Origin of the sequence: Kitasatospora sp. NPDC048296, from assembly GCF_043201815.1 — a bacterium.
In the GTDB taxonomy this organism is placed as follows: Bacteria; Actinomycetota; Actinomycetes; order Streptomycetales; family Streptomycetaceae; genus Kitasatospora.
In genome coordinates this window covers 1-24,863 of sequence record NZ_JBICZB010000095.1, presented here as the reverse complement: position 1 = coordinate 24,863, position 24,863 = coordinate 1, and the positions used below count along the sequence as shown (strand labels likewise).

The 24,863-nt window shown below is 73.7% G+C and carries 19 protein-coding genes, 1 tRNA gene and 1 pseudogene; 11 read left to right on the top strand and 10 right to left on the bottom strand.

The window, feature by feature from the left end:
• Nucleotides 1–361 precede the first annotated feature (361 nt).
• Together ACGF12_RS34420 and ACGF12_RS34415 are read right to left on the bottom strand one after the other, a co-directional pair.
• Nucleotides 362–1,654: pseudogene (locus tag ACGF12_RS34420) on the bottom strand (SpoIIE family protein phosphatase); the annotation flags it as partial.
• Between the two features lie 233 nt (nucleotides 1,655–1,887).
• Nucleotides 1,888–3,333, bottom strand: a complete 1,446-nt coding sequence (locus ACGF12_RS34415; protein ID WP_393039139.1) for an NAD(P)/FAD-dependent oxidoreductase — start codon at nucleotides 3,331–3,333, stop codon at nucleotides 1,888–1,890.
• Between the two features lie 477 nt (nucleotides 3,334–3,810).
• Here ACGF12_RS34415 and ACGF12_RS34410 point away from each other — a divergent pair, with 477 nt between their 5' ends.
• Nucleotides 3,811–4,686: a TetR/AcrR family transcriptional regulator gene (locus ACGF12_RS34410; RefSeq protein ID WP_393039136.1), complete on the top strand. Its 876-nt coding sequence runs from the start codon at nucleotides 3,811–3,813 to the stop codon at nucleotides 4,684–4,686.
• A gap of 380 nt (nucleotides 4,687–5,066) precedes the next feature.
• Nucleotides 5,067–7,352, top strand: coding sequence for a sigma-70 family RNA polymerase sigma factor (locus tag ACGF12_RS34405; RefSeq protein ID WP_393039133.1), 2,286 nt, complete (start codon nucleotides 5,067–5,069; stop codon nucleotides 7,350–7,352).
• Nucleotides 7,353–7,490: 138 nt separating this feature from the next.
• Here the strand turns inward: ACGF12_RS34405 and ACGF12_RS34400 are convergent, their stop codons facing one another.
• The 3 genes from ACGF12_RS34400 to ACGF12_RS34390 form a co-directional block, all read right to left on the bottom strand.
• Complete coding sequence (locus ACGF12_RS34400; protein WP_393039130.1) at nucleotides 7,491–8,195, bottom strand: DsbA family oxidoreductase; 705 nt, start codon at nucleotides 8,193–8,195, stop codon at nucleotides 7,491–7,493.
• A 99-nt stretch (nucleotides 8,196–8,294) separates the two neighbouring features.
• Nucleotides 8,295–8,816: a universal stress protein gene (locus tag ACGF12_RS34395; RefSeq protein ID WP_393039127.1), complete on the bottom strand. Its 522-nt coding sequence runs from the start codon at nucleotides 8,814–8,816 to the stop codon at nucleotides 8,295–8,297.
• Nucleotides 8,817–9,075: 259 nt separating this feature from the next.
• Nucleotides 9,076–11,229 carry an asparagine synthase-related protein gene (locus ACGF12_RS34390; protein ID WP_393039124.1) on the bottom strand — a complete coding sequence of 718 codons (2,154 nt, stop codon included), beginning with the start codon at nucleotides 11,227–11,229 and terminating at the stop codon, nucleotides 9,076–9,078.
• A gap of 816 nt (nucleotides 11,230–12,045) precedes the next feature.
• Here ACGF12_RS34390 and ACGF12_RS34385 point away from each other — a divergent pair.
• The 7 genes from ACGF12_RS34385 to ACGF12_RS34355 all read left to right on the top strand — a co-directional run bounded on the left by ACGF12_RS34385 (nucleotide 12,046) and on the right by ACGF12_RS34355 (nucleotide 20,924).
• Nucleotides 12,046–13,473, top strand: coding sequence for an MFS transporter (locus ACGF12_RS34385; RefSeq protein ID WP_387630986.1), 1,428 nt, complete (start codon nucleotides 12,046–12,048; stop codon nucleotides 13,471–13,473).
• A 562-nt stretch (nucleotides 13,474–14,035) separates the two neighbouring features.
• Nucleotides 14,036–15,613 carry a TROVE domain-containing protein gene (locus ACGF12_RS34380; RefSeq protein WP_393039121.1) on the top strand — a complete coding sequence of 526 codons (1,578 nt, stop codon included), beginning with the start codon at nucleotides 14,036–14,038 and terminating at the stop codon, nucleotides 15,611–15,613.
• Between the two features lie 483 nt (nucleotides 15,614–16,096).
• A complete protein-coding gene (gene lhgO, locus ACGF12_RS34375) occupies nucleotides 16,097–17,332 on the top strand; it encodes an L-2-hydroxyglutarate oxidase (RefSeq protein WP_387618870.1) in 1,236 nt (411 codons plus the stop codon).
• A gap of 165 nt (nucleotides 17,333–17,497) precedes the next feature.
• Nucleotides 17,498–18,283 carry a tRNA (guanosine(46)-N7)-methyltransferase TrmB gene (gene trmB, locus ACGF12_RS34370; protein WP_393039142.1) on the top strand — a complete coding sequence of 262 codons (786 nt, stop codon included), beginning with the start codon at nucleotides 17,498–17,500 and terminating at the stop codon, nucleotides 18,281–18,283.
• A 116-nt stretch (nucleotides 18,284–18,399) separates the two neighbouring features.
• Nucleotides 18,400–19,722 carry a PrsW family intramembrane metalloprotease gene (locus ACGF12_RS34365; protein WP_393039118.1) on the top strand — a complete coding sequence of 441 codons (1,323 nt, stop codon included), beginning with the start codon at nucleotides 18,400–18,402 and terminating at the stop codon, nucleotides 19,720–19,722.
• Between the two features lie 85 nt (nucleotides 19,723–19,807).
• Nucleotides 19,808–19,881, top strand: a tRNA-Met gene (locus ACGF12_RS34360).
• Nucleotides 19,882–20,078: 197 nt separating this feature from the next.
• On the top strand, nucleotides 20,079–20,924 hold the full coding sequence (locus ACGF12_RS34355) for a hypothetical protein (protein WP_393039115.1): 846 nt from the start codon (nucleotides 20,079–20,081) through the stop codon (nucleotides 20,922–20,924).
• Nucleotides 20,925–21,430: 506 nt separating this feature from the next.
• On the opposite strand, the gene ACGF12_RS34350 is transcribed toward ACGF12_RS34355, so the two are convergent.
• The 4 genes from ACGF12_RS34350 to ACGF12_RS34335 form a co-directional block, all read right to left on the bottom strand.
• Entirely contained in the window at nucleotides 21,431–21,640 is a 210-nt protein-coding gene (locus tag ACGF12_RS34350; RefSeq protein WP_393039112.1) for a DUF397 domain-containing protein, read from the bottom strand.
• Nucleotides 21,641–21,762: 122 nt separating this feature from the next.
• Nucleotides 21,763–21,945 (bottom strand): hypothetical protein, encoded by a 183-nt coding sequence (locus ACGF12_RS34345; protein WP_393039109.1) that lies wholly within the window; start codon nucleotides 21,943–21,945, stop codon nucleotides 21,763–21,765.
• Nucleotides 21,946–22,252: 307 nt separating this feature from the next.
• Nucleotides 22,253–22,504 carry a hypothetical protein gene (locus ACGF12_RS34340; protein WP_393039106.1) on the bottom strand — a complete coding sequence of 84 codons (252 nt, stop codon included), beginning with the start codon at nucleotides 22,502–22,504 and terminating at the stop codon, nucleotides 22,253–22,255.
• A gap of 251 nt (nucleotides 22,505–22,755) precedes the next feature.
• Nucleotides 22,756–22,947: a hypothetical protein gene (locus tag ACGF12_RS34335; protein WP_393039104.1), complete on the bottom strand. Its 192-nt coding sequence runs from the start codon at nucleotides 22,945–22,947 to the stop codon at nucleotides 22,756–22,758.
• Between the two features lie 103 nt (nucleotides 22,948–23,050).
• On the opposite strand from ACGF12_RS34335, the gene ACGF12_RS34330 reads away from it, so the two are divergent.
• Together ACGF12_RS34330 and ACGF12_RS34325 are read left to right on the top strand one after the other, a co-directional pair.
• Nucleotides 23,051–23,887 carry a Scr1 family TA system antitoxin-like transcriptional regulator gene (locus tag ACGF12_RS34330; protein WP_393039101.1) on the top strand — a complete coding sequence of 279 codons (837 nt, stop codon included), beginning with the start codon at nucleotides 23,051–23,053 and terminating at the stop codon, nucleotides 23,885–23,887.
• The gene (locus tag ACGF12_RS34325) at nucleotides 23,884–24,099 is read left to right on the top strand and encodes a DUF397 domain-containing protein (RefSeq protein WP_393039099.1); all 216 of its coding nucleotides are present in this window, start codon (nucleotides 23,884–23,886) and stop codon (nucleotides 24,097–24,099) included. The genes ACGF12_RS34330 and ACGF12_RS34325 overlap by 4 nt, the downstream gene beginning before the upstream one ends.
• Before the next feature lie 210 nt (nucleotides 24,100–24,309).
• Here the strand turns inward: ACGF12_RS34325 and ACGF12_RS34320 are convergent, their stop codons facing one another.
• Nucleotides 24,310–24,759, bottom strand: a complete 450-nt coding sequence (locus ACGF12_RS34320) for a phage terminase small subunit P27 family (RefSeq protein WP_393039096.1) — start codon at nucleotides 24,757–24,759, stop codon at nucleotides 24,310–24,312.
• Nucleotides 24,760–24,863 lie beyond the last annotated feature (104 nt).

Genomic DNA, 24,863 nt, shown 5'->3' with positions numbered 1-24,863 from the left:
TCCGGGCGCTTCGTTCTTTCGTGTTTCCAGCTTATCAGATGTTTTCCGCTCCGTTTCCGGGGCTTCGTTCATCCAACTCGCCGGTGTCTTCCGGGGTTTGACGCCCCGTCCGACGTTTCAAACTCTAGCCGATCCCCGCTCCGAAAAGCGAATCGACCGCAATCCGATAAAACGCGCACGCCGAATGAGCACCGAGCCGCACCGCGAGAACGCGAAAACGACCGGCACGAACCGGAAAGGTGTTTCAGAGGATTGGCCACCTCGGGACCGTCCGCGCGGATGCGTGTCCGGTGCTCCCTGCCAGGCAGCTCGAAGAACACTAGACCTCGGGAGTGGCCGAGTCAAGCTCCGCAACCGGATTCTCAGCGTCCTCCTCCGCCGGCAGGTGGAAGGCCAGGACGGCGACGTCGTCGTCGTGCTCCGAGGTCACACCCATCGCCCGGAGAAGACGGGCGCAGATCACCTCGGGGGCGCCGATCGCACCCGTGAGGGTGCGGGCCAGCAGGTCGAGGCCCTGGTCGATGTCCTCGTCCCGGCGCTCGACCAGGCCGTCCGTATAGAGGACGCCGGTCGTGCCGGGCAGCAGGCGGAGGGTGTGGGAGACGTGCAGGCCGTCGCCGGTGCCGAGCGGGGGGCCGTTCTGTTCCTCGCTGCGCAGGATGGTTCCGTCCGGGCAGCGCAGCAGCATCGGGAGGTGGCCGGCCGAGGCGTAGGAGAGGGTGCGGCGCTGTGGGTCCCAGACGGCGTAGGTGCAGGTGGCGATCTGGTTGGCGTCGATCTCCATGGCGAGGCCGTCGAGCAGGCGCATCACCTCGTGCGGGGGCAGGTCGAGGCGGGCGTAGGCGCGGACGGCGGTGCGCAGCTGGCCCATCACGGCGGCCGCCCGCAGGCCGCGGCCCATGACGTCACCGATGACGAGGGCGGTGCGGCCGCCGTCGATGGCGATGACGTCGTACCAGTCGCCGCCGACGGCGGCCTCGGCGCCGCCCGGTTGGTAGGTGGCGGCGACTCGCAGGTCCGCCGGCTGGTCGAGCTTCTGCGGCAGCAGGCTGCGCTGGAGGGTGACGGCGGCCTCGCGCTGGCGGCGTTCGGCTTCGCGCAGGCGGGCGGCGGCGAGGACCTGGTCGGTGACCTCGGCGGCGAAGATGAGGACTCCGGCGGGCGGGCCCTCGGTGGGGGTGTCGCCGGTGTCGCCTGGGCCGAGCGGGACGCAGGAGACGTTGTAGTAGCGGTTGCCGGTGAGGCCGAGAATGCAGCGGGACTTGACGCTGCGGGGACGGCCGCCGCGGATGACCTGGTCCATCAGGGGCAGGACGCCCATGGTGCCGAGTTCGGGGAGGGCCTCGCCGGCGGGAAGGCCGGTGGGGCGGTCGCCGAAGAGTTCACGGTAGGCGCGGTTGGCGTAGCCGAGCTGGTGGAGCGGGCCGTAGGTGACGGCGACCGGGGCGGGGATCCGGTTGAGGACCTCGCGCAGGTTCTGGGGTTTGTGCGGGTCGAGGAGTTCGGCCGTGGTGGCGGGGCTGGTCGGGTCGCGGGGGCTGGGCACGACGATGCCGTCGGTGGAGGGCATGCCCTCGTCGGTGCCGGCCCCGTTGGGTGGGGCGGCACGCCAGGGGGCTCCGGTGAGCCGGGCGCTCCAGCGCATGAGGTTCAAACGACGGCCGCTTCCTCGTTTTCCAGGCATATCATCACTTTTTGTGCGCACGTCAGCACACGGGGTAATGACAAGGTCGGGCTGATCCTGTCAGGCGGAGGGCCGGTTCCGGAAGTCGCGCGCCCGGCGTGGCCGTCGGATCAGTCGTCGCACCGGGGCCGCGAAATCACCCGTCGGGGCAGGAACCCGGCTCATCGAGGCAGCGGGACGGTTCATCGGGGCAGCGGGGCGGTTCATCGGGGCGCTTCCGGCCCTGCGCCGGGCGGTCGGCCGGGCCCGGAGTCGAAACCCTCCTCGAAGGCCGAACGCGGGTACTCCATCGCGCCGAGGGAGACCACCTCTCGGGAGAACACCCCGCCCAGCACCCAGTCCATCAGCACCCGCACCCGGCGCTCGGTGCTCGGCAGCCGGCGCAGGTGCCGGGCCCGGTGCAGCCACCAGGCCCGCCGTCCGGTGAGCCGGCCGCCGCGCCGGGTGTGGGCGACGGCCCGGCCCGGGCCCAGCGAGGTCGAGCAGGCGGCGGGGCCCGGCCAGTACTCGGCGAGGCCCGGTGCGTGCGGTCCGCCGTCCAGGGCCACCGCGATGTTGCGGGCGAGCAACTCGGCCTGGGCGAAGGCGTGCTGGGCGTTGGGCGCGCAGGGGGCGCCGTCCGCGTCGGGGTCGGGTACGGCGGCGCAGTCCCCGGCCGCCCAGACGCCGGGCAGGGCGCGCCCGTCCGGGCCGACGGCCTGCAGGGTGGCCAGGCAGCGGACCCGGCCGAGGGTGTCCAGCGGCAGGTCGGTGTCACGCAGCATCGGCGAAGGCCGGATGCCTGCTGTCCAGACCAGGGTGCGGGCGCCGAAGCGGCTGCCGTCGGAGAGCGCGGCGACCTGGCCGACGGCGGACTCCAGGGTGGTGCGCAGCCGGATGTCGACGCCGCGTTCGCGCAGCTGGCCGAGGGTGTGCTCGGCGAGTTCGGGCGACTCCTCGGCGAGGATCCGGTCGGTCGCCTCGACCAGCACCCAGCGCAGGTCCTCGGCGCGGATGTTGTGGTAGTCCCGTACGGCGGCGCGGGCCATGTCCTCCAGCTCGGCGAGCGCGCCGACGCCCGCGTAGCCGGCGCCGACGAAGACGAAGGTGAGCGCGGACTGGCGCAGCGCCGGGTCGCGGGTGGCGGAGGCGAGGTCGAGCTGTTCCAGCACGTGGTTGCGCAGGCCGACCGCCTCGCCGACGGTGGAGAAGCCGAGCCCGTGCTCGGCCAGCCCGGGTACGGGGGCGGTCCGGGAGACCGAGCCGGGGGCCACCACCAGGACGTCGTAGGGGAGTTCGATCGGCGCGGGGGTCTCGCCGGGGCCCGCGGCGTCGGCCAGGGCGCGGCGGGCGGCGTGTTCGATCCGGGTGATCCGGGCGGTGAGCACCCGGCAGTCCGGTAGGGCCCGGCGCAGCGGGACGACGACGTGCCGCGGGTCGATCGAGCCGGCCGCGACCTCGGCCAGCAGCGGGTGGTACGTGAAGTAGGCCTGGGGCTCGACGACGGTGATCTCGACCTCGCCGCGTCGCAGCCGTTCCCGCAGGCCGCGCTGGAGGTGGAGTGCGGTGGCCGTTCCTGCGCAGCCGCCGCCGGCGATCAGGATCCTGATGGTGCACCTCCTGCCGATGTGACGTTTCGCCCCGGCCACGCAGCCGGGGGCGTCCCCCATCACGCCCCCCTATGAAGGACCGGCCGGGGTGGTCTTGTCCACAGTCCGTACGGGGCGGGTTGCCACGGAAGTGACGGTCGTGGCCGGTTGTGCTTGGCGGGCGACTTTCTGACGCACTTTCGGCCGCGAAGAGCCGTGAACTATGGTCGGATTGTGTGCCGGGGCGGCCGTCGCCATGACAATCGGCGGCGACGCACCGTGGAGCGGCCACTACGGCCAGTTCCAGCGTTGGCGTGAGAACCCGACTGGGGGACAGTCATCCGGGGAAGGTTAGTTCCCGGACAGGGCCCCGGACGGTGCCGACGCGCCGGGCCGGACGTGAGGGCGGCCCGGCGGCACGACCGTGGTCACCGGAACGGGACGGGCGGCACGAACGATGGTTCATCGGGTCATTTCTGACGGGCTGAGCTGCACCGGGGGGTGCAGGGGCGGGCGACGACAGGGTCCGGATTCGGACGCCTGCGGGGGAGAGTTGGGATGATGGAACAGGAGCAGGTATTGGGCCGGCCGGGTGTACCGCACACCGGACAGGGCACGGTGCCGGAACAGCGCGGCCCGGTGGACCTGCCGCCTCCGGGCGGGGTGTCGTACGCGGCCGTCCCGTACCGGGCGGAGCCGCAGCCGGCCGCCGCGCCGGTGCCCGGGGCCCGGCTGCGGGTGGACGCCCGGCGGAACCTGGAGAGCGTGTTGCGGGCGGCCCGGGAGGTGTTCGGCGAGTTCGGCTACGGCGCGCCGATGGAGGAGGTGGCGCGCCGGGCCGGGGTCGGGGTCGGCACGGTCTACCGGCGCTTCCCGAGCAAGGAGGTGCTGGTCCAGCGGATCGCCGCCGAGGAGGTGGCCTGGCTGACCGCGCAGGCCCGGGAGTCGCTGTACGGCGGCGACGGCGCCTGGGAGGCGCTGGCCGGGTACCTGGCCCGGGCGGTGAGCACCGGGGCCGGGCGGCTGCTGCCGCCGGAGGCGTTCCGGTACGCGGAGGAGCTGGGCCGGGTGCCCGAGCAGCGGGTGTCGGAGGTGCCGGCTGCCGTCCGCTTCGACCTGCGCGGCGAGGAGGCGCGCTCCGGTGCGGCGGTCGAGCCATCGGCGGCGGACGCCGATCCCCGGCTGCTGCTGCAACTGCTGGCCGCCCTGGTGGCGCGGGCCGGTGCGGCGGGTGAACTGCGGCCGGGCGTCACGGTGTCGGACGTGGTGCTGGTGCTGACGGCCTCGGTACCGGTGCACGCGGCGCGTCCCTCGGTCTCGGCGCCGACGGCGGCCGGCTTCGCGGCGGTTGCTCCGCAGACGGACGGTCAGCCGGCCTCCGGGCCGTCGGACCGGCTGTTGCAGATCCTGCTGGACGGGCTGCGGGCTCACTGACACCCCTCTCGGCCCGACCCCGATGGACGGTGGCACGGTGGACGCGTCGGACCGGGCACGGTCGACGCGCCCGACGGGTACGGGAGTTGGGCAGCACACCGGCGCGCGGACAGGGCACGCGCGCCGGGTGCGGGCGTCGTGCGACCCGATGCCGCACGCTGGGCGAACACCCCCTCGACGGCCCCTCGGAAGAGTGGGTACCGGCCGGTCCCGCTACCGCCCTTCCCTGCGCTATGCCATCCTTTGCCCGTGGTTGGAGCCAATGTCCCGATGCGCGCCCTTCGCGCGCCGTCGGCGCCGCACGCCGGGGAACCGTGCGCCTACGCACTCCCGTCTGCCCTGCCACACTACGGGGGCTGTCGTGGAATCTGGGGTCCGTTGTGAGCGCCGAGGAACAGAACGACTACGGGTACGGCCTCGACTTCGGGGGCCTCTCCGGTAGTACCGCCGAAGGGTCCGCCGCGGGCCCCGGTGGCGCCGGCCCCACCCAAGTGCCGGGCCCCGCAGCGGGTTCGGGCGCCGGGCACGTCCCCGACCAGGCCGGGATGCCCAGCCGCGAGTCCTTCTCCGCCTCGGCCGCCGCGCTGCCGCCCGGCCGGGTGCCCGGCCAGGCCCCGGCGGGCCTGGGCGGCGTCGCCCCCGAGGCGTTCGTCGGCGACGGCCGCCCGGCCCGTCCGACCGTGCCCGCCCCCGCCGACCCGGTGGACGGCGAGCGCCCACCCTCCGACGCCGAGTTGACCGCCCGGGTACGGGCCGGCGACGACACCGCGTACGAGGAGATCTACCGCCGGCACGTCGACTCGGTGCGTCGCTACGCGCGGACCTGCTGCCGGGACAGCTTCACCGCCGAAGACCTCGCGGGCGAGGTCTTCGCCCGCACCCTGCAGGCGCTCAAGGCCGGCAAAGGCCCGGAGTTCGCCGTCCGCGCCTACCTGCTGACGGCCGTGCGCAACGTCGCCGCCGCCTGGACCCGCAGCGAACGACGTGAACAACTCGTCGACGACTTCAGTGTGTTCGCCCAGAGCTCGGCCGCCGTGGTCGACCTCGACCTGGCCGACCCGGGCGCCGACGCCTGGGCGATGGCGATGGCCGACCAGCGCATGGTCATGCAGGCCTACGCCGAACTCCCCGAGGACGACCGGATGGTGCTCTGGCACACCGAGGTCGAGCGGGAGTCGCCGAAGACCGTCGCGGTGATGCTCGGCAAGACCGCCAACGCCACCGCCGTCCAGGCCCACCGGGCCCGCGACCGGCTGGCCGCCGGCTTCCTGCAGGCGCACGTCTCCGGCAGCCAGCACAGCACCTGCGAGGCGTACGCCAACCGGCTCGGGGCGTACGCGCGCGGCTCGCTGCGCAAGCGGGCCTCGGCGGAGGTCGGGCGCCACCTCAGGGAGTGCGACCGCTGCACGGCGGCCTGCCTGGAACTGACCGAGATCAACACCGGCCTGCGCGCGCTGCTGCCCGGCGGCGTGCTGGTCTGGGTCGGGGTCGGCGGGTTCAGCGCCGCCGCGGCCGCCGTGGGCGGTGCCGCCGCGGTCGGCGGTGCGGCGGCGGCCGGCACGGCGGCGGCCGGCACGGCGGCGGCCTCCGCCGGATCGTCGGGCGGTGCGACGGCGGGTGCGGCCGGCGCCGCGGGTGCCGCGGGTGCTTCCGGCGCCTCCGGTGCTTCCGGAGGGAGTGCGGTGGGTGCCGCGGCCGGCGAAGGCCTGGGCACCGCGGCCAAGGCCGGGATCGCCGCCGCCGTGGCGGTGGCCGCGGCCGCCGTCGCCGCGTACGCGCTGACCGGCTCGCCCGAACCGAGACCCGCGGCGGCCGCTCCCCCGGCCACCTCGGCGCCGGCCGCCCCCGCGCCGGCCGCCCCCACCCCGGAACTGCCCGCGCCCGCGGCACCCGCCTCGACCCCGGCACCGGCGCCCAGCAGTGCCGCCCCGGCCCCGGAGCAACCGGCGCCGCCGAGCCCCGGCGCCAGCCCGAAGCCGACACCGTCGCCCCGGCAGAGCCAGGCCCCGACGGTCACCCCGGCGCCGAAGAGCCAGCCGCCCGCGGCCGGCAGCGCGCCGGTCCCCGAGCCGACCGTCCCGGCACCGGTCGTCCCGACGCCGACCCTGCCGCCGGTGCCGACGCCGGAGGTGCCGGTCGTCCCGACGCCGACCCTGCCGCCGGTGCCGACCCCGACCGTGACCGTGACCGTGACCCCGCCCTCGCCGCCCGCGCTCACCGACTTCTGGGGCGACTCGCTGCCCGTGGTCAAACCGGGCGGCAACCGGGTGCCGCCGGAGGGGCCGAGCATCCGGCAGAAGGGCAGCGACAAGTTCTGGCAGCGCGACGGCGCGTGGATCGGCGGCGAGTACCTGCCGCACGCCATCACCGTGCACGCCCCGGCGACCACGCTGATCGACCTCAACCGCGGCTGCACGTCCTTCGACGCCGTCGCCGGGGTGGACGACGCCACACTCACCCCGGGCGGGGTGGTGTTCTCCGTCCAGGGCGGCGACGGCCGCACCCTGTGGAGCTCCCGCGTGCTCACCGCCGGGGACGACCCGGTGCCGGTGCACGTGCCGCTGGCCGGGCAGAAGTCGATCAAGCTGGTGGTCACGCCGGCGCACGGGATCTGGTCGGCGCTGAACCTCGCGGACTGGGCCGAGGCCCGCTTCAGGTGCTCCTGACACCCCTGGCACGGGCCGAGGCCCGTTCCGGGAGCATCTGACAGCTCCGGGAACGGGCCTCGGGGGGCGTCCTTCCCGGATCGCTCGGATCCCTGAGAACGCTCTGATCGCTCTGACCGCTCTGACCGCTCTGATCGCTCAGATCGCGCAGGAGCCGTCCGCGCAGGCCTCCCCGGCCGGGGCGACCTGCACCGGGGCGGGGCGGTGCTCGCCGATCTCGGCGGCGACCTGCTCCAGCACCTTGCGGAAGGTCTCGGCCTCCTGGCCGCCCTGGACCGCCCACTTGCCCTCGAACACGAAGGTCGGCACGGCGGTGATGCCCAGCTCACGGGCCTCGGCCAGCTGGGCGGTGACCTCGGCGGAGCCCTCGTCGCCCGCCAGGTAGGCGGCCACCCGCTCGCGGTCCAGGCCCGCCGCCACGGCGACGTCCGTCAGCGCGGCGCGGTCGCCGACGTCCACGCCGTCGGTGAAGTGCGCCTTCAGCAGGGCCTCCTTCAGCCGGCCCTGGGCCTCCGCGCCGTACTCGGTCTCGGCGAGGTGCAGCAGGCGGTGGCCCAGGAAGGTGTTGGCGTGCAGGGCGGCGTCGAAGTCGTACGTGATGCCCTCGGCGAGGCCCAGCTCGGCCACCCGCGCGTCCATCGCCACCGACTGCGGGCCGTACCGCTCGGCCAGCCAGGCGCGGTGCGGGCTCGCCGTCTCCGGCGCGTCCGGGACCAGCTGGTACGGGCGGTAGACGACCTCGACGGCCTCCTTGCCCGGGAAGTCCGCCAGGGCCTGCTCGAAACGGCGCTTACCGATGTAGCACCAGGGGCAGGCGATGTCGGACCAGATCTCGACCTTCATTTCAGGGGGCTCCAGAGGACGTCTTGAGTCGGGCGTACAAGATGGATGAACGATGAACCATCTCGGTACATTCCCGGCACCCGGGGTCGTTCCCGCTGGTCAGGCCTCCACGGGCGCCGGGACCACCAGCACCGGGCAGGCCGCGTGGTGCACCGCCGCCGAACTCACCGAGCCGAGCAGCAGCCGGGCGAACCCGCCGTTGCCCCGGGTGCCGAGCACCAGCGTGTGCTGCCGGGTCGACGCCTCCAACAGCACCTCGATCACATTGCCCAGCACCACGTGCAGCGACAGCTCCCCCGTGAACGGTCGCCCCCGCTGCCGCAGCACGGTGTCCACCGCCCGGCGCAGCCCGTCCGCCATGCTCTCGACCAGCGTCTCCACGCTCTCCTGCACCAGCTCCGCCATCCCCGGCGGGTACCCGGCCGGTGCCGGGTTCACCACGGCCAGCACGTACAGCGGCAGCCCGAACAGCTCCGCCTCCGTCATCGCCCGGTCCAGCGCCCACAGCGACCCGTCCGACCCGTCGCACGCCGCCAACACCCCGGGCGGCCGCCCCGTCGGCGGGCGCCCGAGCACCGACAGCACAACGGGAACGTCCTGCCCCGGGCGCACACCGGCCACCGCACACTCCCCTCACCGTGGACTCAAAGCCCCGCCATCATCACCTGCCCCGCGCGGCGGGCGGGGACAGCCGCGCCGGACTGGGCGGGGTGCCCCGGTGGCACCGTGCGCGCTGCGGCGCCCGCGCGCCGGGGCGGGGTCCGGGAGGTGGCCGGCGGGGTCCGGGAGACGGGACGGGGCCCGGGAGGCGGCCGGCGGGCGCGGGCCCCGCCGAAGAGGGGCCCCGGCCGAACCAGCCCTCGGCCCGGGTTGCCGCGGGTCAGGAGGTGAGGGCTGGAGGCTGGGGGTGGGGGAGGCCGGTCCAGCAGGCGCCGTGGCGGCGGGCGCGGAGGCGGCGGAGCCAGAGTTCGGTGGAGACGAGGTCGGCGAGGCCGGCGAGGGCGGCCGCGGAGAGGGTGGTGGCGGAGCGGGCGAGGCCGGCGCGCACGGCGGGGAGGTCGATGAGGCCCGCTTCGGCGAGGAGCGGGGCGTCGAAGAGTTCGGCGAGGCCGTCGGCGGCGAGGCGCAGGCCCGCCCGGGCGGGGGCGGTGCGGTCGGGACGGGGGCCGCGGCCCCAGTCGGGGGGCAGGTCGGTGCGGCCGGCGCCGGTGAGGACGGCGTGCAGGAGGGCGTGCCGGGCGCCGGGTTGGAGGCGGACGTCGTCGGGGAGCAGCCGGGCGGCGCGGACCACCTGGTTGTCGAGGAAGGGCGCGTGCAGCCGCTGGCCGGGCTGTTCGGCGGCATGCACGAGCGTGCGGTAGGAACGTGCCTGCCGGTAGAGGGCGTGCCGGGCACGGTGCGCGCCGGGGTGTTCTTCGGGCGCTGGTTTGCGCGCCGCCAGGCGGAGCCGCAGGGCCACCGAGGAGAGCGCCTCGTCGGAGAGCCAGCGGGCGGCCGGGCCGGGCACGCACCAGGCGAGGTCGACGGCCGAACGGTCGCCCGCCGTGCCGCCGCCGTCCGGGACGTGGCGGGCGGCCAGCTTGGCGGCCGCCTCGTCCAACGCCTCGGCGTAGCGGACCCGGGAGAGTCGGTGGGCGGCCCGGACCACGGTGAGCGGGGTGCGCAGCGCGCCGGCCAGCACGCCCGCGGCGGCCCGGTCGGCGCCGGCCAGCGCGGCGACCGGGGGCAGGAGTTCGCGGGGCCGGCCGGCCCGGATCAGGTCGGCGAGCCGGGCCGGGTGGCCGTCGAGCACCTGGCGGGCGCCGTAGCCGGTGAGGTGGTCGGTGCCGCCCGCGTCGAAGCGGGCCGCCGCGCGGGCGGCACCGATGAGTTCGGGGCCGGGCTCGTCGGTGAGCCGGCCGGACTGCGGGTCGGCGCGCAGCCCGGCGTACGGGAGGGTGTCGGGGCCGGGGTCGAGGACCGTGTGCCGCAGCCTCGGGGTGTCGGGGGCCAGCGCGAGGGTGGCGGGCGGTTCGGTCTCGCCGAGCGTGACGGCGGCCAACTGCTCGGGGGCGGAGGGTTCCTGCGCGGCGGCCCGGGCCCAGGAGCCCTTCACCGCGCCGGTCCTGGCCCCGCCGATCCTGGCCCCGGAGGTCCCGGCCACGGCGGCCACCAATGGGGCGGCGGCCGTGGACGGCACCGGCGGGAGCGGTACGGCGGCGGCGAGCAGGGCGACGGTGGCGGAGGCGGTGCCGTACGAGAGGTCGACGCCGAGCCGGGCGCGCCCGGCGGCCTCGGCGGCCGGCGCGGTGGTGCGGACCCGGGAGCGGACGGATTCCAGCAGGGCGCGGGTGAGTTCGCGGATGGCGGGCGCCTCGTCGCGCGGCTGCTCGGCGCCGGGCGGTTCGTCGTACGCGTCGAGGTACGGGCGGCCGCCGCGGATGGCGAGCACATGGCCGGGCGGCACCCGCTGGACACCCAGGTACGGCGTGCCGGTACCGAGCGCCTCGGGCGATTCCGGGCAGGCGAGGCGGGCGGCGAGGTGGCCGGTGTCCAGCGGGGCGCCGACCAGGTCGGCGAGGGGGAGCGCGGCGGTGGCGTACGCGGTGCCGCCGGCCCAGGGGGTGTGGAAGACGGGCTGGGCGCCGGCCAGGTCGGTGAGCAGCAGGGTGGAGCTGGTGCCGGCCCGCAGCACGACGGTGTAGCTGCCGGGCCAGGCGGTCAGGTGGCGGACGGCGCCGCCGCGGGCGGCGGCCAGGCCGGCGGCGAGTTCGGCGTCGGTGGCGCCGCAGTGGCCGAGGACGGCGAGCCGGCTGGTGGCGGGGGTGTCCTCGCCGGGGTCGGGGGCGTTCGGGCCGGTGCTGACCGCGACGGGGGCGCCGGGGCGGAGGGAGACCAGCCGGATCTCCTCGGGCCGCCAGTCGCCCACGGCCCAGAGCGGGTTGGGGCCGGTCCACAGGGGGCGCGCGGCGATCGGCGCCACCGTGGCGAGGACCTCGTGCGCGGGCGTGCCCGCTCGGGGCGCGCCCGTGCTCCAGCCCGTCAGCCACCGCATCGCGCCTCCACCGGACGAGGACCTGCACTCGCGCGGCGCGTCCGGCGCCGGGCGGGCGGCCGGGTGAGGTGCCGTGGCGGCCGACACGCGCGTCCGGGCGTGCCCTCGGGTCCGGCGCGCCGTCTGGAGACATCGTGCCACCACCGGGCGCCGCCTGAGCCGGTGTTGTCGGTTCCGTTTCCGTTGCGGCGCGCGCTCCGGGGCGGGCTTCGACGCGGAGTTCGACACGGAGTTCGACGCAGGCCGCGACTCGGGCTTCGGCAACGCCTTCGGCGGCGACTTCGGCGAGGTGTGCGGAGAAGACCTGAACGAACGTTCCGGCGGAGTGGATTCGAGCGGGCCGGGCCTCCCCCTCCCCGGCCCGGACCGCCCGGGGCGCCTTTGGCATGGGCATCGCGAGATGGCCGAAAGGCGTCGCCCGGTCCGGGAGGGCATCCGCATGCCCTCCCGGACTCAGCCGCCGCCCGCGGGGATTGAGGCGGCGGTATCCCCCGGCCCGCCGGGTCCTCGACGGCGGGCCGACCCACGACCACCAGCGAATCGCCGCGCAGCCGGTCGGGCCAGGGGGCACGGCCGGGCGCACGTGAACACGGGACCGGAGCACGGCGCTCCGGCGCGCAGCGCGTCCGATCCGCTCCGGGTGGTCCGGACCAACCTCCGCGAGGGCCCGGCGTGGCGCCGCCGGGTGCACGATCCCGCCATCCGGAATGCAGCCTCTTAACCGTCGGAACGCGTCCGACTACTCTAGGTACAGCAGCTACGGCCCGGTGCCGCCCGGGCCCCGCGCACAAGGCCGCAGGAGGTGCCGCCGCCACCATGACCGTCAGCCCACGAGGACCGAACGAACGGCTCGGCACGCTCCTGACCCTCGCCCAGATCAGCAACGCCGGACTCGCCCGCAGGGTCAACGACCTGGGCGCGCAACGCGGGCTGACGCTGCGCTACGACAAGACCTCGGTGGCCCGCTGGGTCAGCAAGGGCATGGTCCCGCAGGGGCCGGTCCCGCACCTGATCGCCACCGCGATCGGCGGCAAGCTCGGCCGGCCCGTCCCACTGGAGGAGATCGGCCTGGGCGACACCGACCCGGCGCCCGAACTCGGCCTGGCCTTCCCGCGCGACGTCGCCGACGCGGTCCGCTCCGCCACCGACCTGTTCCGGGTCGACCTCGACCTGCGCCGGGGGCCCGGCGGGGGCCGCTGGAGCGACAGCCTGACCGGCACCTTCTCGGTCGCCGCGTACGCGACGCCCGTCTCCCGCTGGCTGATCAACCCGGCGGACGGCTCGGTGGCGCGGGAGGTGCCGCGCTCGCCGAGCGAGAGCTCCTCCTACCGGGTCGGCCAGTCGGACGCCGCCAAGCTCCGCGAGGCCGCCCAGGAGGCCCGCCGCTGGGACTCCAAGTACGGTGGCGGGGACTGGCGTTCGTCGATGGTGCCGGAGTGCCTGCGGGTGGAGGCGGCGCCGCTGCTGCTGGCCTCGTACAGCGACGCGGTCGGCCGGGCGCTGTTCGGCGCGACGGCCGAACTGACCAGGCTGGCCGGGTGGATGGCCTTCGACACCGGGCAGCACGAGGCCGCACAGCGCTACTACATCCAGGCCCTGCGACTCGCCCGGGCCGCCGCCGACGTGCCGCTCGGCGGGTACGTGCTCGCCTCGATGAGCCTGCAGGCCGGCTACCGGGGCTTCGCCGAGGAGGCCGTCGACCTCTCCCAGGCCGCGCTGGAGCGCAACCGGGGCCTGGCCACCGCCCGGACCATGAGCTTCTTCCACCTGGTGGAGGCAAGGGCCCAGGCCAAGGCCCGCAATGCGGCGGCGTGTGCGACGGCGCTCGGCGCCGCGGAGAGCGCACTCGAACGAGCGCGCGCCGGGGACCCCGATCCGGCGTGGATCGACTTCTACGCCTACGACCGGCTCGCCGCCGACGCCGCCGAGTGCTTCCGCGACCTCGGCGTGCCCTCCAAGGTCCGGCAGTTCACCCGCGAGGCGCTGGCCAAGCCCACCGAGGGCTTCGTCCGCTCGCACGGCCTGCGGCTGGTGGTCTCGGCGATGGCCGAGGCGGAGGCGGGCAACCTGGACGCCGCGGTCGCCGCCGGCGAGCGCGCCGTCGAGGTGGCCGGCCGGATCTCCTCGCAGCGCAGCCGGGAGTACGTGGTGGAGATGCTGCGTCGACTGGAGCCCTTCCAGGGTGAACGCCGGGTGCGGGAGTTGACGGAGCGGGCGCGGGCGGTGATCGTCGCTCCGGCGTGAGCGGCGCGAAGTCGGCGGTAAATCAGATGCACCTGCGGGAGAGGCCTCGCTAAGGTCTCTCTCGTCCAGGTGCGCAGGCAGAGGTTACTTCCACTGTTAATGGGCGGGTCGCGGGTTCGAGTCCCGTCATCGGCTTCGGGCCGGTGTAGCTCAGTTGGTAGAGCAGCTAAATGTCACCTCAGCCGACCTCGAACTCTGGACACCTATACGTGAATAGAATTCCGCACCTCCCGGTGCGACGGCAGCGGTTACTTCTGGTAGGCGCCGGTATTCCGGTGCAGCGGTTCGAGCCCGCGAAACACCGCCGCCAACCTGATCTCGGGAGGCATCGCGCTTCGGAGTGCCCGGTGCGCAGGCGGGGGTTACTTCGGATCTTGCGGTTCCGGGTTCAAGTCCCGGGCGTGCCGTGCGTGAGTGCGGCCGCTAGCTCAATTCGGTAGAGCACAAGGCATATACCTCCGCCGACGTCGGCCGTCCAACGGCTGACATGATCTCGGGCACCCCTCACCGCATCATGCCTCCCTCCCGTCGACACCACCGACAGACCGAGGGGGGCTGTTGCATGTCCAGGTTCAACATCCGTAAGGCCAAGGCGGGTCCGAGCTCGCCGGTGACCACGACCGGGCAGCGCGGACGCACCCACGAGGGCGGCGTCAGCTACGTCCGGGACCGCAAGTCCGATCTCTTCCTCCTGTCGATCGCCAACATGGTCGGCCAGGACACCTTCTACGAGCGCGGCGGCGCCCGCGACGACCGCTACACCGCGCTGGTGCGCGAACTCGCCGTCGCCGACCCGGAGTGGACCCTCGGGCTGCTGCGCTGGCTGCGGTACGGGGCGCAGATGCGCACCGCCGCGCTGGTCGGCGCCGCCGAGTTCACCCGGGCCCGGTTGGACGCGGGCGCCCACGGCCACTCCCGGCAGGCCGTCGACGCCGTGCTGCGGCGCGCCGACGAGCCCGGCGAGCTGCTCGCGTACTGGACCTCGCGCTACGGCCGGGCGCTGCCCAAGCCGCTCAAGCGCGGCGTCGCGGACGCGGTGCGGCGGCTGTACGACGCACGCTCGCTGCTCAAGTACGACACCGCGGCCAAGGGGTACCGCTTCGGCGACGTCCTGGAGTTGACCCACCCGACGCCGGACCCGGACAAGCCCTGGCAGGGCGCACTGTTCGGCTACGCGCTGGACCGCCGGCACCGGCCGGAGGAGGCTCTCCCGCCCGCGGTTGTCCCGCTGCTGACCGCCAACCGCGAGCTGCTCGCGCTGCCGGTCGAGGAGCGCCGGGCGACCGTGACCGCCGAGGACGGCGCCGAGCGGCTGGCCGCCGCCGGGCTGACCTGGGAGGCGCTGGCCGGTTGGCTGCAGGGCCCGCTGGACGCCGCGGCCTGGGAGGCGATCATCCCCTCCATGGGCCCGATGGCGCTGGTGCGGAACCTGCGCAACTTCGACAAGGCCGGGGTGTCGGACGCGGTCGCGGCCGGGGTGGCCCGGCGGATCTCCGATCCGGGCGAGGTGCGGCGCTCGCGCCAGTTCCCGTTCCGCTACCTGGCCGCCCACCGGCACGCGCCCTCGCTGCGGTGGGGGCACGCGCTGGAGACGGCACTCGGCCACTCGCTCGCCAACGTGCCCGAGCTGCCCGGTCGCACGCTGATCCTGGTCGACCGCTCCGGCTCGATGTTCGACCGGCCCAGCGCCCAGACCCAGCTCAACCGGGCGGACTCGGCGGCGATCTTCGGCACCGCGCTGAAGGTCCGGGCGGCCGAGGCCGACCTGGTCGAGTTCGGCACCACCAGCCGGGTGATCGAGGTCGGCCGCGGCGAGGCGGTCCTGCGCGTGCTGGATCGTTTCAGCAGCCTCGGCGGCACCAACACCGCCCAGGCCGTCCGCAGCCACTACCGGGGCCACGACCGGGTGGTCGTCATCACCGACGAGCAGACCGGCTTCGGCTACCGGGGCAGCGATCCGCTCTCCGCGATCCCGGCCGACGTCCCGGTCTACACCTGGAACCTGGCGGGCTACGCCCAGGGCCACGGCCCCAGCGGCGGCGCCAACCGGCACACCTTCGGCGGCCTGAGCGACGCGGCCTTCCGGCTGATCCCGCTGCTGGAGGCGGGGACGAACGCCGGGTGGCCCTGGGAGGCGTAGCCGACGGGGGACGGCGGTGACGCGCGGGGCCGGGGGCCGGCGCGGCACGCCGAGGCACGGCCGGGGGGACGGTGTGACGCGCGAGGTCGGGGGACCGAGCGCGGCACACCGCGGCCGGACGAGAAGAGGGGGGAAGCGGCGGCGCGCGGGGTCGGGGGACCCGGCGCGCCGCACCGCGGCCGGCGGGGAGACCGACCGCACGCTGCGGCGGCGGGCCCGGCAGGGCCACCGTCGCAGCGGCAGAGCCACCGGGGGGGAGGCTCCGCCACACCCGGGGTGGGCGGCGACACACTGCCGCCCACCCCGGCGTGCCAGCACGTGAACGGGCGGGGGGACCAAGCAGCCGCGCGGCGGAGCCTTCACGGGCCGACCGGCGTGCGGGGAAGCGGCTCCGCCCGACGGCACGACGCACTCTCGACCCCCACCCGTCCCCGTGGCAGCATCGGCGGCAGACGGGGGCCGGACGGCAGACAGGAGCGCGAAGTGGCGGGCGAGTTCGATGTCGTGGTCGTGGGTGGCGGGATCGTCGGGCTGGCCACGGCCCATGCGCTGACCCTGGCCGACCCCGGTCTGCGGATCGCCGTACTGGAGAAGGAGCCCGGCTTCGCGGCCCATCAGACCGGGCGCAACAGCGGGGTGATCCACAGCGGCGTCTACTACCGCCCCGGTTCGTACAAGGCCCGGTTCGCCGTCGCGGGCGCCGCCGAGCTGGTGGCGTTCTGCCGCGAGCACGGCATCCCGTACGAGGTGACCGGCAAGCTGATCGTGGCCACCGACGCCGCCGAGCTGCCCCGGCTGTCCGCGCTGGCCGAGCGGGGGCGGGCGAACGGCATCCCGGTGACCGAGCTGGACCGGGCCGGGATCGCCCGGCACGAACCGGAGGTCAGCGGCCTGGCCGGACTGCACGTCGGGACGACCGGCATCTGCGACTTCCCGGCCGTCGCGACGACGTACGCCCGGCTGGCCCGGGAGGCGGGCGCCGAGCTGCGGCCCGGCACCGAGGTGCGGACGGTGGCCAGGCGGAGGGACGGCGTGACGGTCGGCACCGCCGCCGGGGAGCTGCGCGCCCGGGTACTGGTGAACTGCGCCGGGCTGCACAGCGACCGGATCGCCCGGCTGGCCGGGGACGACCCCGGCGTGCGGATCGTGCCGTTCCGCGGCGAGTACTACGAACTGACCGAGAAGCGGCGGGACTTGGTGCGCGGCCTGGTCTACCCGGTACCCGACCCGGCCTTCCCCTTCCTCGGTGTGCACCTCACCCGGGGCGTCCACGGGGACGTCCACGTCGGCCCGAACGCGGTGCCCGCGCTGGCCCGCGAGGGCTACGACTGGCGCACCGTCCACCCGCGCGACCTGGCCGACACCCTCGCCTTCCCCGGCACCTGGCGGATCCTGCGCCGGCACTGGCGCTACGAGGTCGGCGAGCTGCACCGCTCGCTGTCCAAGCGGGCGTTCACCACCGCCGTCCAGCGCCTGCTGCCCGCCGTGACCGGCGCCGACCTGGTGCCGACCACCGCCGGGGTACGGGCCCAGGCGGTGGCCCGGGACGGCTCGCTGCTGGACGACTTCGCCTTCGCCGGCTTCGACCCGGAGGACCCGCGCTCCCCGCGCCGTACCGTCCACGTGCTGAACGCCCCCTCCCCCGCCGCGACGGCCTCGCTGCCGATCGGCCGCGAGGTGGCCCGCCGGGCGCTGGCCGCGCTGGAGGCGGGCGGCTGAGCCGCTCCCGGCCGGACCGGGCGGCTGGAAGCCGCGGACGAGCCGCCCGGCCGCAGCCCGGATGAGCCCCGTCACACACCCCGACGGGTGCCCCGCACGGCCCCGTAGACTCGGGTGATTGTGACTGCCACCGCCCCGATCCCCCAGCAATCGCCGTCCGCCCGGATGTCCGCCGCGCCGGCCGCCTACCCCGCGCCGATGTACCCGCACAAGGCCACCGAGGCCCAGCACCGCGAGCGGCGCATCCGCAGCTTCCAGCCGCGCCGGGGCCGGATGACCAACGCCCAGGCGGGCGCCCTGGACCGCAGCTGGGAGGCGTACGGCATCCCGATCGACGGCAGTCCGCTGGACCTGCGGGAGTTGTTCGGCGGTCTGCCGGTCACCCTGGAGATCGGCTTCGGCATGGGCGAGACCACCGCCGCGATGGCCGCCGCCGACCCGTCGACGGGCATCCTCGCCGCCGACGTGCACACCCCGGGCCACGGCAACCTGCTCGGTCTGCTGGAGCGCGACGGTTCGCAGAACGTCCGGCTGGCCGCCGGTGACGCCGTCATCCTGCTGCGCGACATGCTGCCGGACGCCTCGCTGGCCGGGCTGCGGGTCTACTTCGCCGACCCGTGGCCCAAGCCCAAGCACCACAAGCGCCGGCTGATCCAGCCGTCCTTCCTCGACCTCGTGCTGCCCCGGCTCGCCCCCGGCGCCCTGGTGCACTGCGCGACCGACTGGGAGCCGTACGCGGAGCAGATGCTCACCGTGCTGGCCGCCTCGCCGGAGCTGGAGAACCTGCACCCGGAGGGTGACGGCACCGGCTGGCTGGAGCCCGCGGACCACCCGGACGGCAGCATCCCCGGCTACGCACCGCGTCCGGCCTGGCGACCCGTCACCAAGTTCGAACGCGCCGGGATCGCCAAGGGCCACGTGGTCCACGACCTGCTGTTCCGCCGCCGCTGAGCCCCCGGCCGCCGTTCGAACAGGCGGCGGCCGACTGAGTGGACCGTCGCGCGACCGGCGGACGGTTCGTCCCGAGTCCTCCCGACGGGCGGCCGCCGTGGCCTACCCTGTGCCGCATGGGCAGCCCGTCCGGCGGCGGGTTCCGGACGCCCGGCCGCGCCGCCGCCGACGTACCGGGGACGGCCCCGCGCACCGGCGGCACCCGGACCATCCCGGGGCCCCGGGGGCGCCGGGCCCACTGGCTGCTGCCCCGGCCGGGCGGCGCGTTACCGCCGGCCGGCTCCGTCTCTCCTGTCTCTCCCGCCGTGACGAGCGCGTCCGCGCCGCCGCCGGGTCGCGGCCGCTCGATGGCGCTCTCCTCGGTCACCGCGACCGCCGTGCTGATCCTGATCGGCTGCGGGGTGCTGATCCTGCACCTGGTGCAGCGGCAGACCGGCACGGTCGGGCTGCTGGTCGGCCTGGGCCTGGCGATGGTGCCGCTGCCCTTCGTGCTCGGCGGCCTGGCCTGGCTCAACCTCACCGCCCGGGTGCCGCTGCGGCACACCGTGTTCTGCCTCGGCTGGGGCGCCTGCGCGGCCACCACGGTCGCGATCCTGGCCAACAACTGGACCGCCGACTACCTGACCGCGCATCCGGGCCGGCTCGGTGAGCTGCTCGGCGCCGGGATCGCCACCCCGCTGATCGAGGAGAGCGCCAAGGCCACCGCCCTGGTGGTGCTGCTCCTGCCGCTCGGCCAACGGCTGCGCTGCCACGGCCGCCGCACCGGGCGCCCCTGCGCACCGTTGCTGCAACGGTCGCCCGCGTCTCGGCGCCCCCACCCGTACGAGCGCCGCCCGGCCGGACCGCACGCCCGGGGCCGGCTGCGGCTGCGCCCCTACCTGCGGCCGCTGCCGTACCTGTGCCCGGCCCCGCTCGCCGGCGGCACCCCGCACCGCCGCTCCCGGCCGCGCACCCTGGCCGCCGGTGTGGTGCTCGGCGGGATGACGGCCTGCGGCTTCGCCTTCGTCGAGAACGTCCTCTACCTGGGCCGGGCCTTCGCCACCGACCAGCGGAACCGGCTGGACAACATCGGCCTGGGCGACCGGCCCAGCCTGCGGGACTTCGACAGCACCGTGCAGACCTTCGTGCTGCGCGCCCTGCTCTCCCCCTTCGCCCACCCACTGTTCACCGCGCTCACCGGGATCGGCCTGGCTGTCGCCCTGACCACCGGGCGGCGCTGGCTGGCCCGGCTGGCCGCGCCGGCCGGGCTGCTGCTGGCGATGGTGCTGCACGGCGCCTGGAACGCCGCGGCCGACCTGGGGACGGACGGGTTCCTGGTGGTCTACGGGGTGCTGATGGTGCCCTGCTTCGCGGCGCTGGTCTGCTTCGCGGCCTGGGCGAGATCCCGGGCGGCCCGGCATGGCTCGCGGCGCGGGCGGCGGGTGGCCGGGGCGGCCTGAGAGCCCTGCTCGGCGCCACCGGCGGAGGCGCCCGAAGAACCGATTTCCCATCTCGGCGACTTCCACGTATTGTTGTGTTCACCGACGCGGGGTGGAGCAGCTCGGTAGCTCGCTGGGCTCATAACCCAGAGGTCGCAGGTTCAAATCCTGTCCCCGCTACTCAGTAGCAGAAAGGCCCGGAGGATTCTTCCTCCGGGCCTTTCGCGTTCCCGGGTACGGGCAGAGCACGTTCCTGCCACGAACCTGTAACAGGGGCCGGATCCAAGATCTGCTGTCCGAGGCCTCCCCCATACTGCTGAGGAAAAATTCATCCAGTTGGGGGCGGCAGGGCCGTGCCCCGGGACAGGAACCACCTCATGCTGTCGAAGCGCCTGGTCAGCACCGCCGCGATCTGCCTTCTGCTCGGAGCGGGCACCGCCGCCTGCGGCGACAACAAGGACAAGTCCGCGGACAAGGCCGCCGCGCCCGCGACCGCCGCCGCGACCACCGCCGCCGCGACTCCGACCGCTACGCCGACGCCGACGCCGACGCCGACCGTCCCGACGCTGGACACCGACAAGCTGACCGCGCAGGAGATCGAGAAGCAGGCCAAGGACGCGCTGGCCGCCACCACCGCCCTCAGGATGTCCGGCACCATTGCCGACCAGGACGGCAACATGGACATGGACCTGGCCATGGACAACAAGGGCCAGTGCAAGGGCACCATGTCCCTGCCGGGCATGGGCAAGATCGAGATCATCAACGACGGCAAGGCCTCCTACATCAAGGGGGACAGCGCCTTCTGGACGGCCGTCGGCGGCAAGGACGGCGGCAAGGCCGCCGAGCTCTTCAAGGGTCGTTACCTGACCGGGTTCGACAGCGACCCGAAGATGAAGATGATGACCAGCTTCTGCAACCTCACCGACTTCAGCAAGCAGATCGCCGACGGCAAGACCAAGAAGGCCGAGAAGGGCACTCCGGGCAACATCAACGGCCTGAAGACCTTCAGCCTCAAGGTCACCGACGACTCGGGCGAGCTGTCGACGCTCCACATCGCCACCGAGGGCAAGCCCTACCCGGTCCAGATCGAGACGGACTCGGCCAAGGACGGCAAGACCACGATCAACCTCACCGACTTCGACAAGCCACTGACCGTCCAGGCCCCGCCGGCCGACAACACGATCGACTTCTCGAAGTTCAAGGACCAGATCAAGACCGCCTGAGCGACGGCCGCGAATAATCCGTTGCCCTCCCGACAGTGGCCTGCCTATGGTGGGCCCACACTGAAAGGAGGTGATCCTGAATTGAGTACGAACGCAACTGCGCACGTGAGCGCGTCTGACTCTCTCGGGCGCGCCTCCGCCAAGGTTACGGCCTAGCCGCAGCCTGGCGGACGGGAACGCGCAGAAGTTGTTGAGCCCCCGGGACACCCTCAAAGCGAGGACCCGGGGGTTCGGCATGTCTGGGGACAGTGGTGCCCCGCCCATGCGCCGGGGGTACGCACGGCCGGGGCCGGTTGGGTCATGCGGGTGTGGACTGTCCGCCGCTGTGCCCGTCGTTCGGCCGGTGTTTCCGTGGCCGGTAGGGACGGCCCTTCGGCGTGTACCGGTACGGGTCCGGTTGATCCGGGTAGACGGTCACCCACTGGTCGCACCGGAAGCAGAAACCTTCGCCGGCTTCCGGGTCGAACGCGATGGGCTGATCACACAGCGGACAGTCCACGGCTCTCCTACGCGCTCAGGTCGAACTCCCCGGCCCTCACGGCGGCCGTGAACGCCGCCCAGGACTCCGGGCTCATGGTGACGATCTCATCCGGCCGCTCGCTGTCGCGCACGGCGACCACGCCGGAGACGTTCACCGCCACCTGCGGGCACGCCTTCCGCACCGTGTTCTGGCAGGCCGCCACGGTGACGAACTCGAACTCGGAACGCTTGCTCATTGCCGATCCCTCCTCTGACTTGCCGGCGCGAGGAACTTCCGCGCGCCGTCGTGCACTTGCGGGACCCGCCCTGCCGGATTCGTTGCCACGCCACGTGGCCGGGGCGGGGGCCTGTGGGGCCGCTAGGCGGCCGTCTGCGGGTTCTCCGGCGCTGCGGGGCCCGCTTTCCCGATCGAGGTGCCGTAGGCCGTCTCCGGGGCCTTCTCGTACCCGCTGTGGGCGGGCAGGTAGGCCTCACGGGGCGGGTGCCCGTCCCCGTGCGAGTCGTACATGCCGGACTGTGCGCGGTTGGGGTTAAACGGCATCGCGCCGCCTCCTATCTAGCGGCGGGCGGACGGGTGCCGCCCCTTGTTCGGCGGGCGGCTGGAGTAGTACCGGCGGAGTGGTCGCCTATGCGGCGGCCACCACCAGGGGCGCATCAAATCCCCCAGCGCGAACGGGCGTTGGCCTTCCGGGTGTCCTGCCTCAGGCGAGCCATCGTGGGCGAGTCAGGAACGGGCCCCAAAGACGGCGCAGAGGCCTCTTCAGCGTCGCCCTCGTCGCGCTGGTCGTCGTATGGCACCGGGCCGCCGGGAAAGGGCGTCCAGCTAGCGGACAAGCGCTTCGGCCTACTCATTCGAGCTCCTTGCGCACCACGTGCACGCCGTCCCCGGAGATCGCGGGGGCCCGGAATCTGGCCAGCACCTGGGCCGTCAAGCTGCGCGACTCGTCGTCCATCACGTACCCGCATGCGCGGGCGTGCAGGTGGAGTTCCTCAATCCACCGTTGCGCCCCGTGCAGGCTCAGGGTGCCCAGAAACAGCCGGGCGCCGTGTCCCGCGTCGATGACCCCGTAGGCCGCACTCAGACTCGGGGGGACGGGCATGCGGGCGGTTCTGAGCGCCTCTTCGAGGGCGTCCGCCGCTTCTTCGGACTGTCGGCGGTGGAGCAGGATTTCGTCACGCGTCGGCGACTCTTCAGGCAGAGACACGGGCCACCGCCTCACAGGTGAGTCGGTGCTTCCACCGGAGAAGTCGGATATCCCGCAGGACCGTCGCGTCTGGGAGTTCGGGCGACTCCTCAAACACGCGGTCGATCTTGTCGAACGACCGGCACACAGCGCAGCGCGGGAGGGTCTCAGGCGCCGACACGACGAACCCCCGTGCCGTTCTGCTGGTGGTACTCCCACATCAGCGGCGCGAACTTGAACGGGTCCGGAGGCTTGCGGGCGGCGTCGTCCTGGCTCTGCCGGTAGTCGGCGGCACAGGCGGCGATCAGGGCCGCACTGGCGCGCTTGCTGGGGGGCCGCTGGGGGGTCGGTCTGGGCATAGACGCCGCTCCTCTCCGTGCTGGGTTCGTAACTAGGATCGACACCAAGAGGGCCAAAGACCAGTGCTCCAACCCGTAGTAGATCGGCAGGTAAAAATCTCCGATGGCCACGTTGACGACCGAACCTGACCCCACGTCATCCCCGGTCGCGCGCTTCGGTGCAGAACTCCGCAGGTTACGACGGCTGCGCGGCTGGACGCAGGAGAAGCTTGGCGGGCTCCTGGGGTACTCAGACACGTGGATCTCTTTGATCGAACGAGGGAAGGAGACTCCAACTTCCAAGCTGGCACTAAAAGCCGATGAAGTGTTCGAGACAGGCGGGCTGTTCGTCGAGTTGCTCCGACGCATCACCGGCGCCGCCCTACTGGAGGGGTTCGAGGAGTTCGCCGACTGCGAAGCCCGCTGCCGGAAGCTTCAGTCCTTTCAGACAAGCGTGATCCCGGGACTGTTCCAGACCCCCGAGTACGCGGCAGCCCTGGCAGCCGCAGCCGTTCGACGCGGCAGCATCACCCAGGGCCAGGCGGACGAGCGTGTTGCCTTTCTGGCCGCGCGGCAGCACCGGGTACTTGAGCGCCCGAATCCGCCGATCATCCACACGGTCATGGATGAGAGCTGTGTGACCCGGCTCGTTGGCGGACCCTCGGTGATGAGGCGGCAGCTGGACCACGTGACCACGTTGGCCGAGCGCCCGAACATCACCATCCAAGTTGCACCGTTGAGCCTTGGCGAGCTGGTGCCCTTCACCTTCCCTGTTGTGCTGCTGACACTCCCAGACCGGTCCTTGGTCGGCTACAACGAGACCCACTCGCGCGGCTACTTGGAGCGGAGCTCAACCACCTGTGCGGCGTGGGAGAGAGACTACGATCAGCTACAGGTGGAGTCGCTATCGACGGTGGCTTCGCTCGCCATGATCAGCACTGTCCGAAAGGGACTTCAATGAGCATCGACCTTACCGGCGCCGGGTGGGTGAAGTCGTCCTACAGTCAGAGTGGCGGGGAGTGCGTTGAGTGGGCACCGAGCGAAATTGGGCGTCTGGGCGCAGTCCCCGTCCGTGACTCGAAGGACCCCCACGGCCCCGCCCTGGCCTTCTCCCTCGCAGGCTTCGCCGCCTTCCTCGCAGGTGTGAAGGCTGGTGAGTTCGGCGACGTGTGACGCCCGAACCACCCCCGAAACGCAGAGAGCCCCCGCGCCGACCACGCCCAACAGGGCACGACGGTACGGGGGCTTCGTGCTGCGTGGCCACACGCTAAGTCGAGTTGAGAACACGCGCCGCCCACGCCCCGAACAGGGACAGCGGACGGCGCCAGGGACATCAGCCGACCAGCAGCGCTGCGCCCCACACCGGCAGCCAGTCAGCCGGGGCTACTCCCGGCTCTGCCGACGCGCCAGCATCTCCTCAAACGCGTTCTTCGCCTTGACCTCGGCCACCCCCAGACGGGTCCGGTCAGCCGGCGTGAACCCGAGCGACGCCAGCAAGGAGAACAGTTGCTTCTCAAGCGTGCTGAGCATCCCGACAAGCGGATTCGCGTAGGCGTAGTCCTTTTCGGTCACGAGCACCGGGCCGGTTTCCGCCAGCTTCGCCACCCAGTCGGCGCGCCGATCGATCAGCTCAGCGGCCAGCAGAAGCGTCGGAGCGTCCGAGTCGGCGAGCCATGAGGCGCTTGCTGTGGCAGCGCCCCAGAAGCGTCGTCCAGCTGCTCCTAGGTGGCAGGGTGCGTTGGCGCCGACAGCGGAGACCGCCGCAACGTCGGCCAATGCGGGTAGCGCGCGCTTGCCGGGGTTTCCCAGCTTGCGCTTGCGCTCATTCGGCATCGGTGGCGGTCTGAAGTTGCCCCGGTTTGATGGACAACCTTCCGCTTTGGGACACTGGGTCCCGCAAGGAGGAGTTCATCGTGCCAAGGACGCGTCCGGCCTAC

Excerpts from the sequence above, each read along its gene's own strand:
- ACGF12_RS34400 (WP_393039130.1), bottom strand. The coding sequence starts at position 8,195 with ATGAAGGTCGAGATCTGGTCCGACATCGCCTGCCCCTGGTGCTACATC.
- ACGF12_RS34380 (WP_393039121.1), top strand. The coding sequence starts at position 14,036 with ATGTCCAGGTTCAACATCCGTAAGGCCAAGGCGGGTCCGAGCTCGCCG.
- ACGF12_RS34325 (WP_393039099.1), top strand. The coding sequence starts at position 23,884 with ATGAGCATCGACCTTACCGGCGCCGGGTGGGTGAAGTCGTCCTACAGT.
- ACGF12_RS34345 (WP_393039109.1), bottom strand. The coding sequence starts at position 21,945 with ATGCCGTTTAACCCCAACCGCGCACAGTCCGGCATGTACGACTCGCAC.
- ACGF12_RS34320 (WP_393039096.1), bottom strand. The coding sequence starts at position 24,759 with ATGCCGAATGAGCGCAAGCGCAAGCTGGGAAACCCCGGCAAGCGCGCG.
- ACGF12_RS34390 (WP_393039124.1), bottom strand. The coding sequence starts at position 11,229 with ATGCGGTGGCTGACGGGCTGGAGCACGGGCGCGCCCCGAGCGGGCACG.
- ACGF12_RS34340 (WP_393039106.1), bottom strand. The coding sequence starts at position 22,504 with ATGCCCGTCCCCCCGAGTCTGAGTGCGGCCTACGGGGTCATCGACGCG.
- ACGF12_RS34410 (WP_393039136.1), top strand. The coding sequence starts at position 3,811 with ATGATGGAACAGGAGCAGGTATTGGGCCGGCCGGGTGTACCGCACACC.
- ACGF12_RS34385 (WP_387630986.1), top strand. The coding sequence starts at position 12,046 with ATGACCGTCAGCCCACGAGGACCGAACGAACGGCTCGGCACGCTCCTG.
- ACGF12_RS34415 (WP_393039139.1), bottom strand. The coding sequence starts at position 3,333 with ATGGGGGACGCCCCCGGCTGCGTGGCCGGGGCGAAACGTCACATCGGC.
- trmB (WP_393039142.1), top strand. The coding sequence starts at position 17,498 with ATGTCCGCCGCGCCGGCCGCCTACCCCGCGCCGATGTACCCGCACAAG.
- ACGF12_RS34330 (WP_393039101.1), top strand. The coding sequence starts at position 23,051 with ATGGCCACGTTGACGACCGAACCTGACCCCACGTCATCCCCGGTCGCG.
- ACGF12_RS34335 (WP_393039104.1), bottom strand. The coding sequence starts at position 22,947 with ATGCCCAGACCGACCCCCCAGCGGCCCCCCAGCAAGCGCGCCAGTGCG.
- ACGF12_RS34365 (WP_393039118.1), top strand. The coding sequence starts at position 18,400 with ATGGGCAGCCCGTCCGGCGGCGGGTTCCGGACGCCCGGCCGCGCCGCC.
- ACGF12_RS34350 (WP_393039112.1), bottom strand. The coding sequence starts at position 21,640 with ATGAGCAAGCGTTCCGAGTTCGAGTTCGTCACCGTGGCGGCCTGCCAG.
- ACGF12_RS34355 (WP_393039115.1), top strand. The coding sequence starts at position 20,079 with ATGCTGTCGAAGCGCCTGGTCAGCACCGCCGCGATCTGCCTTCTGCTC.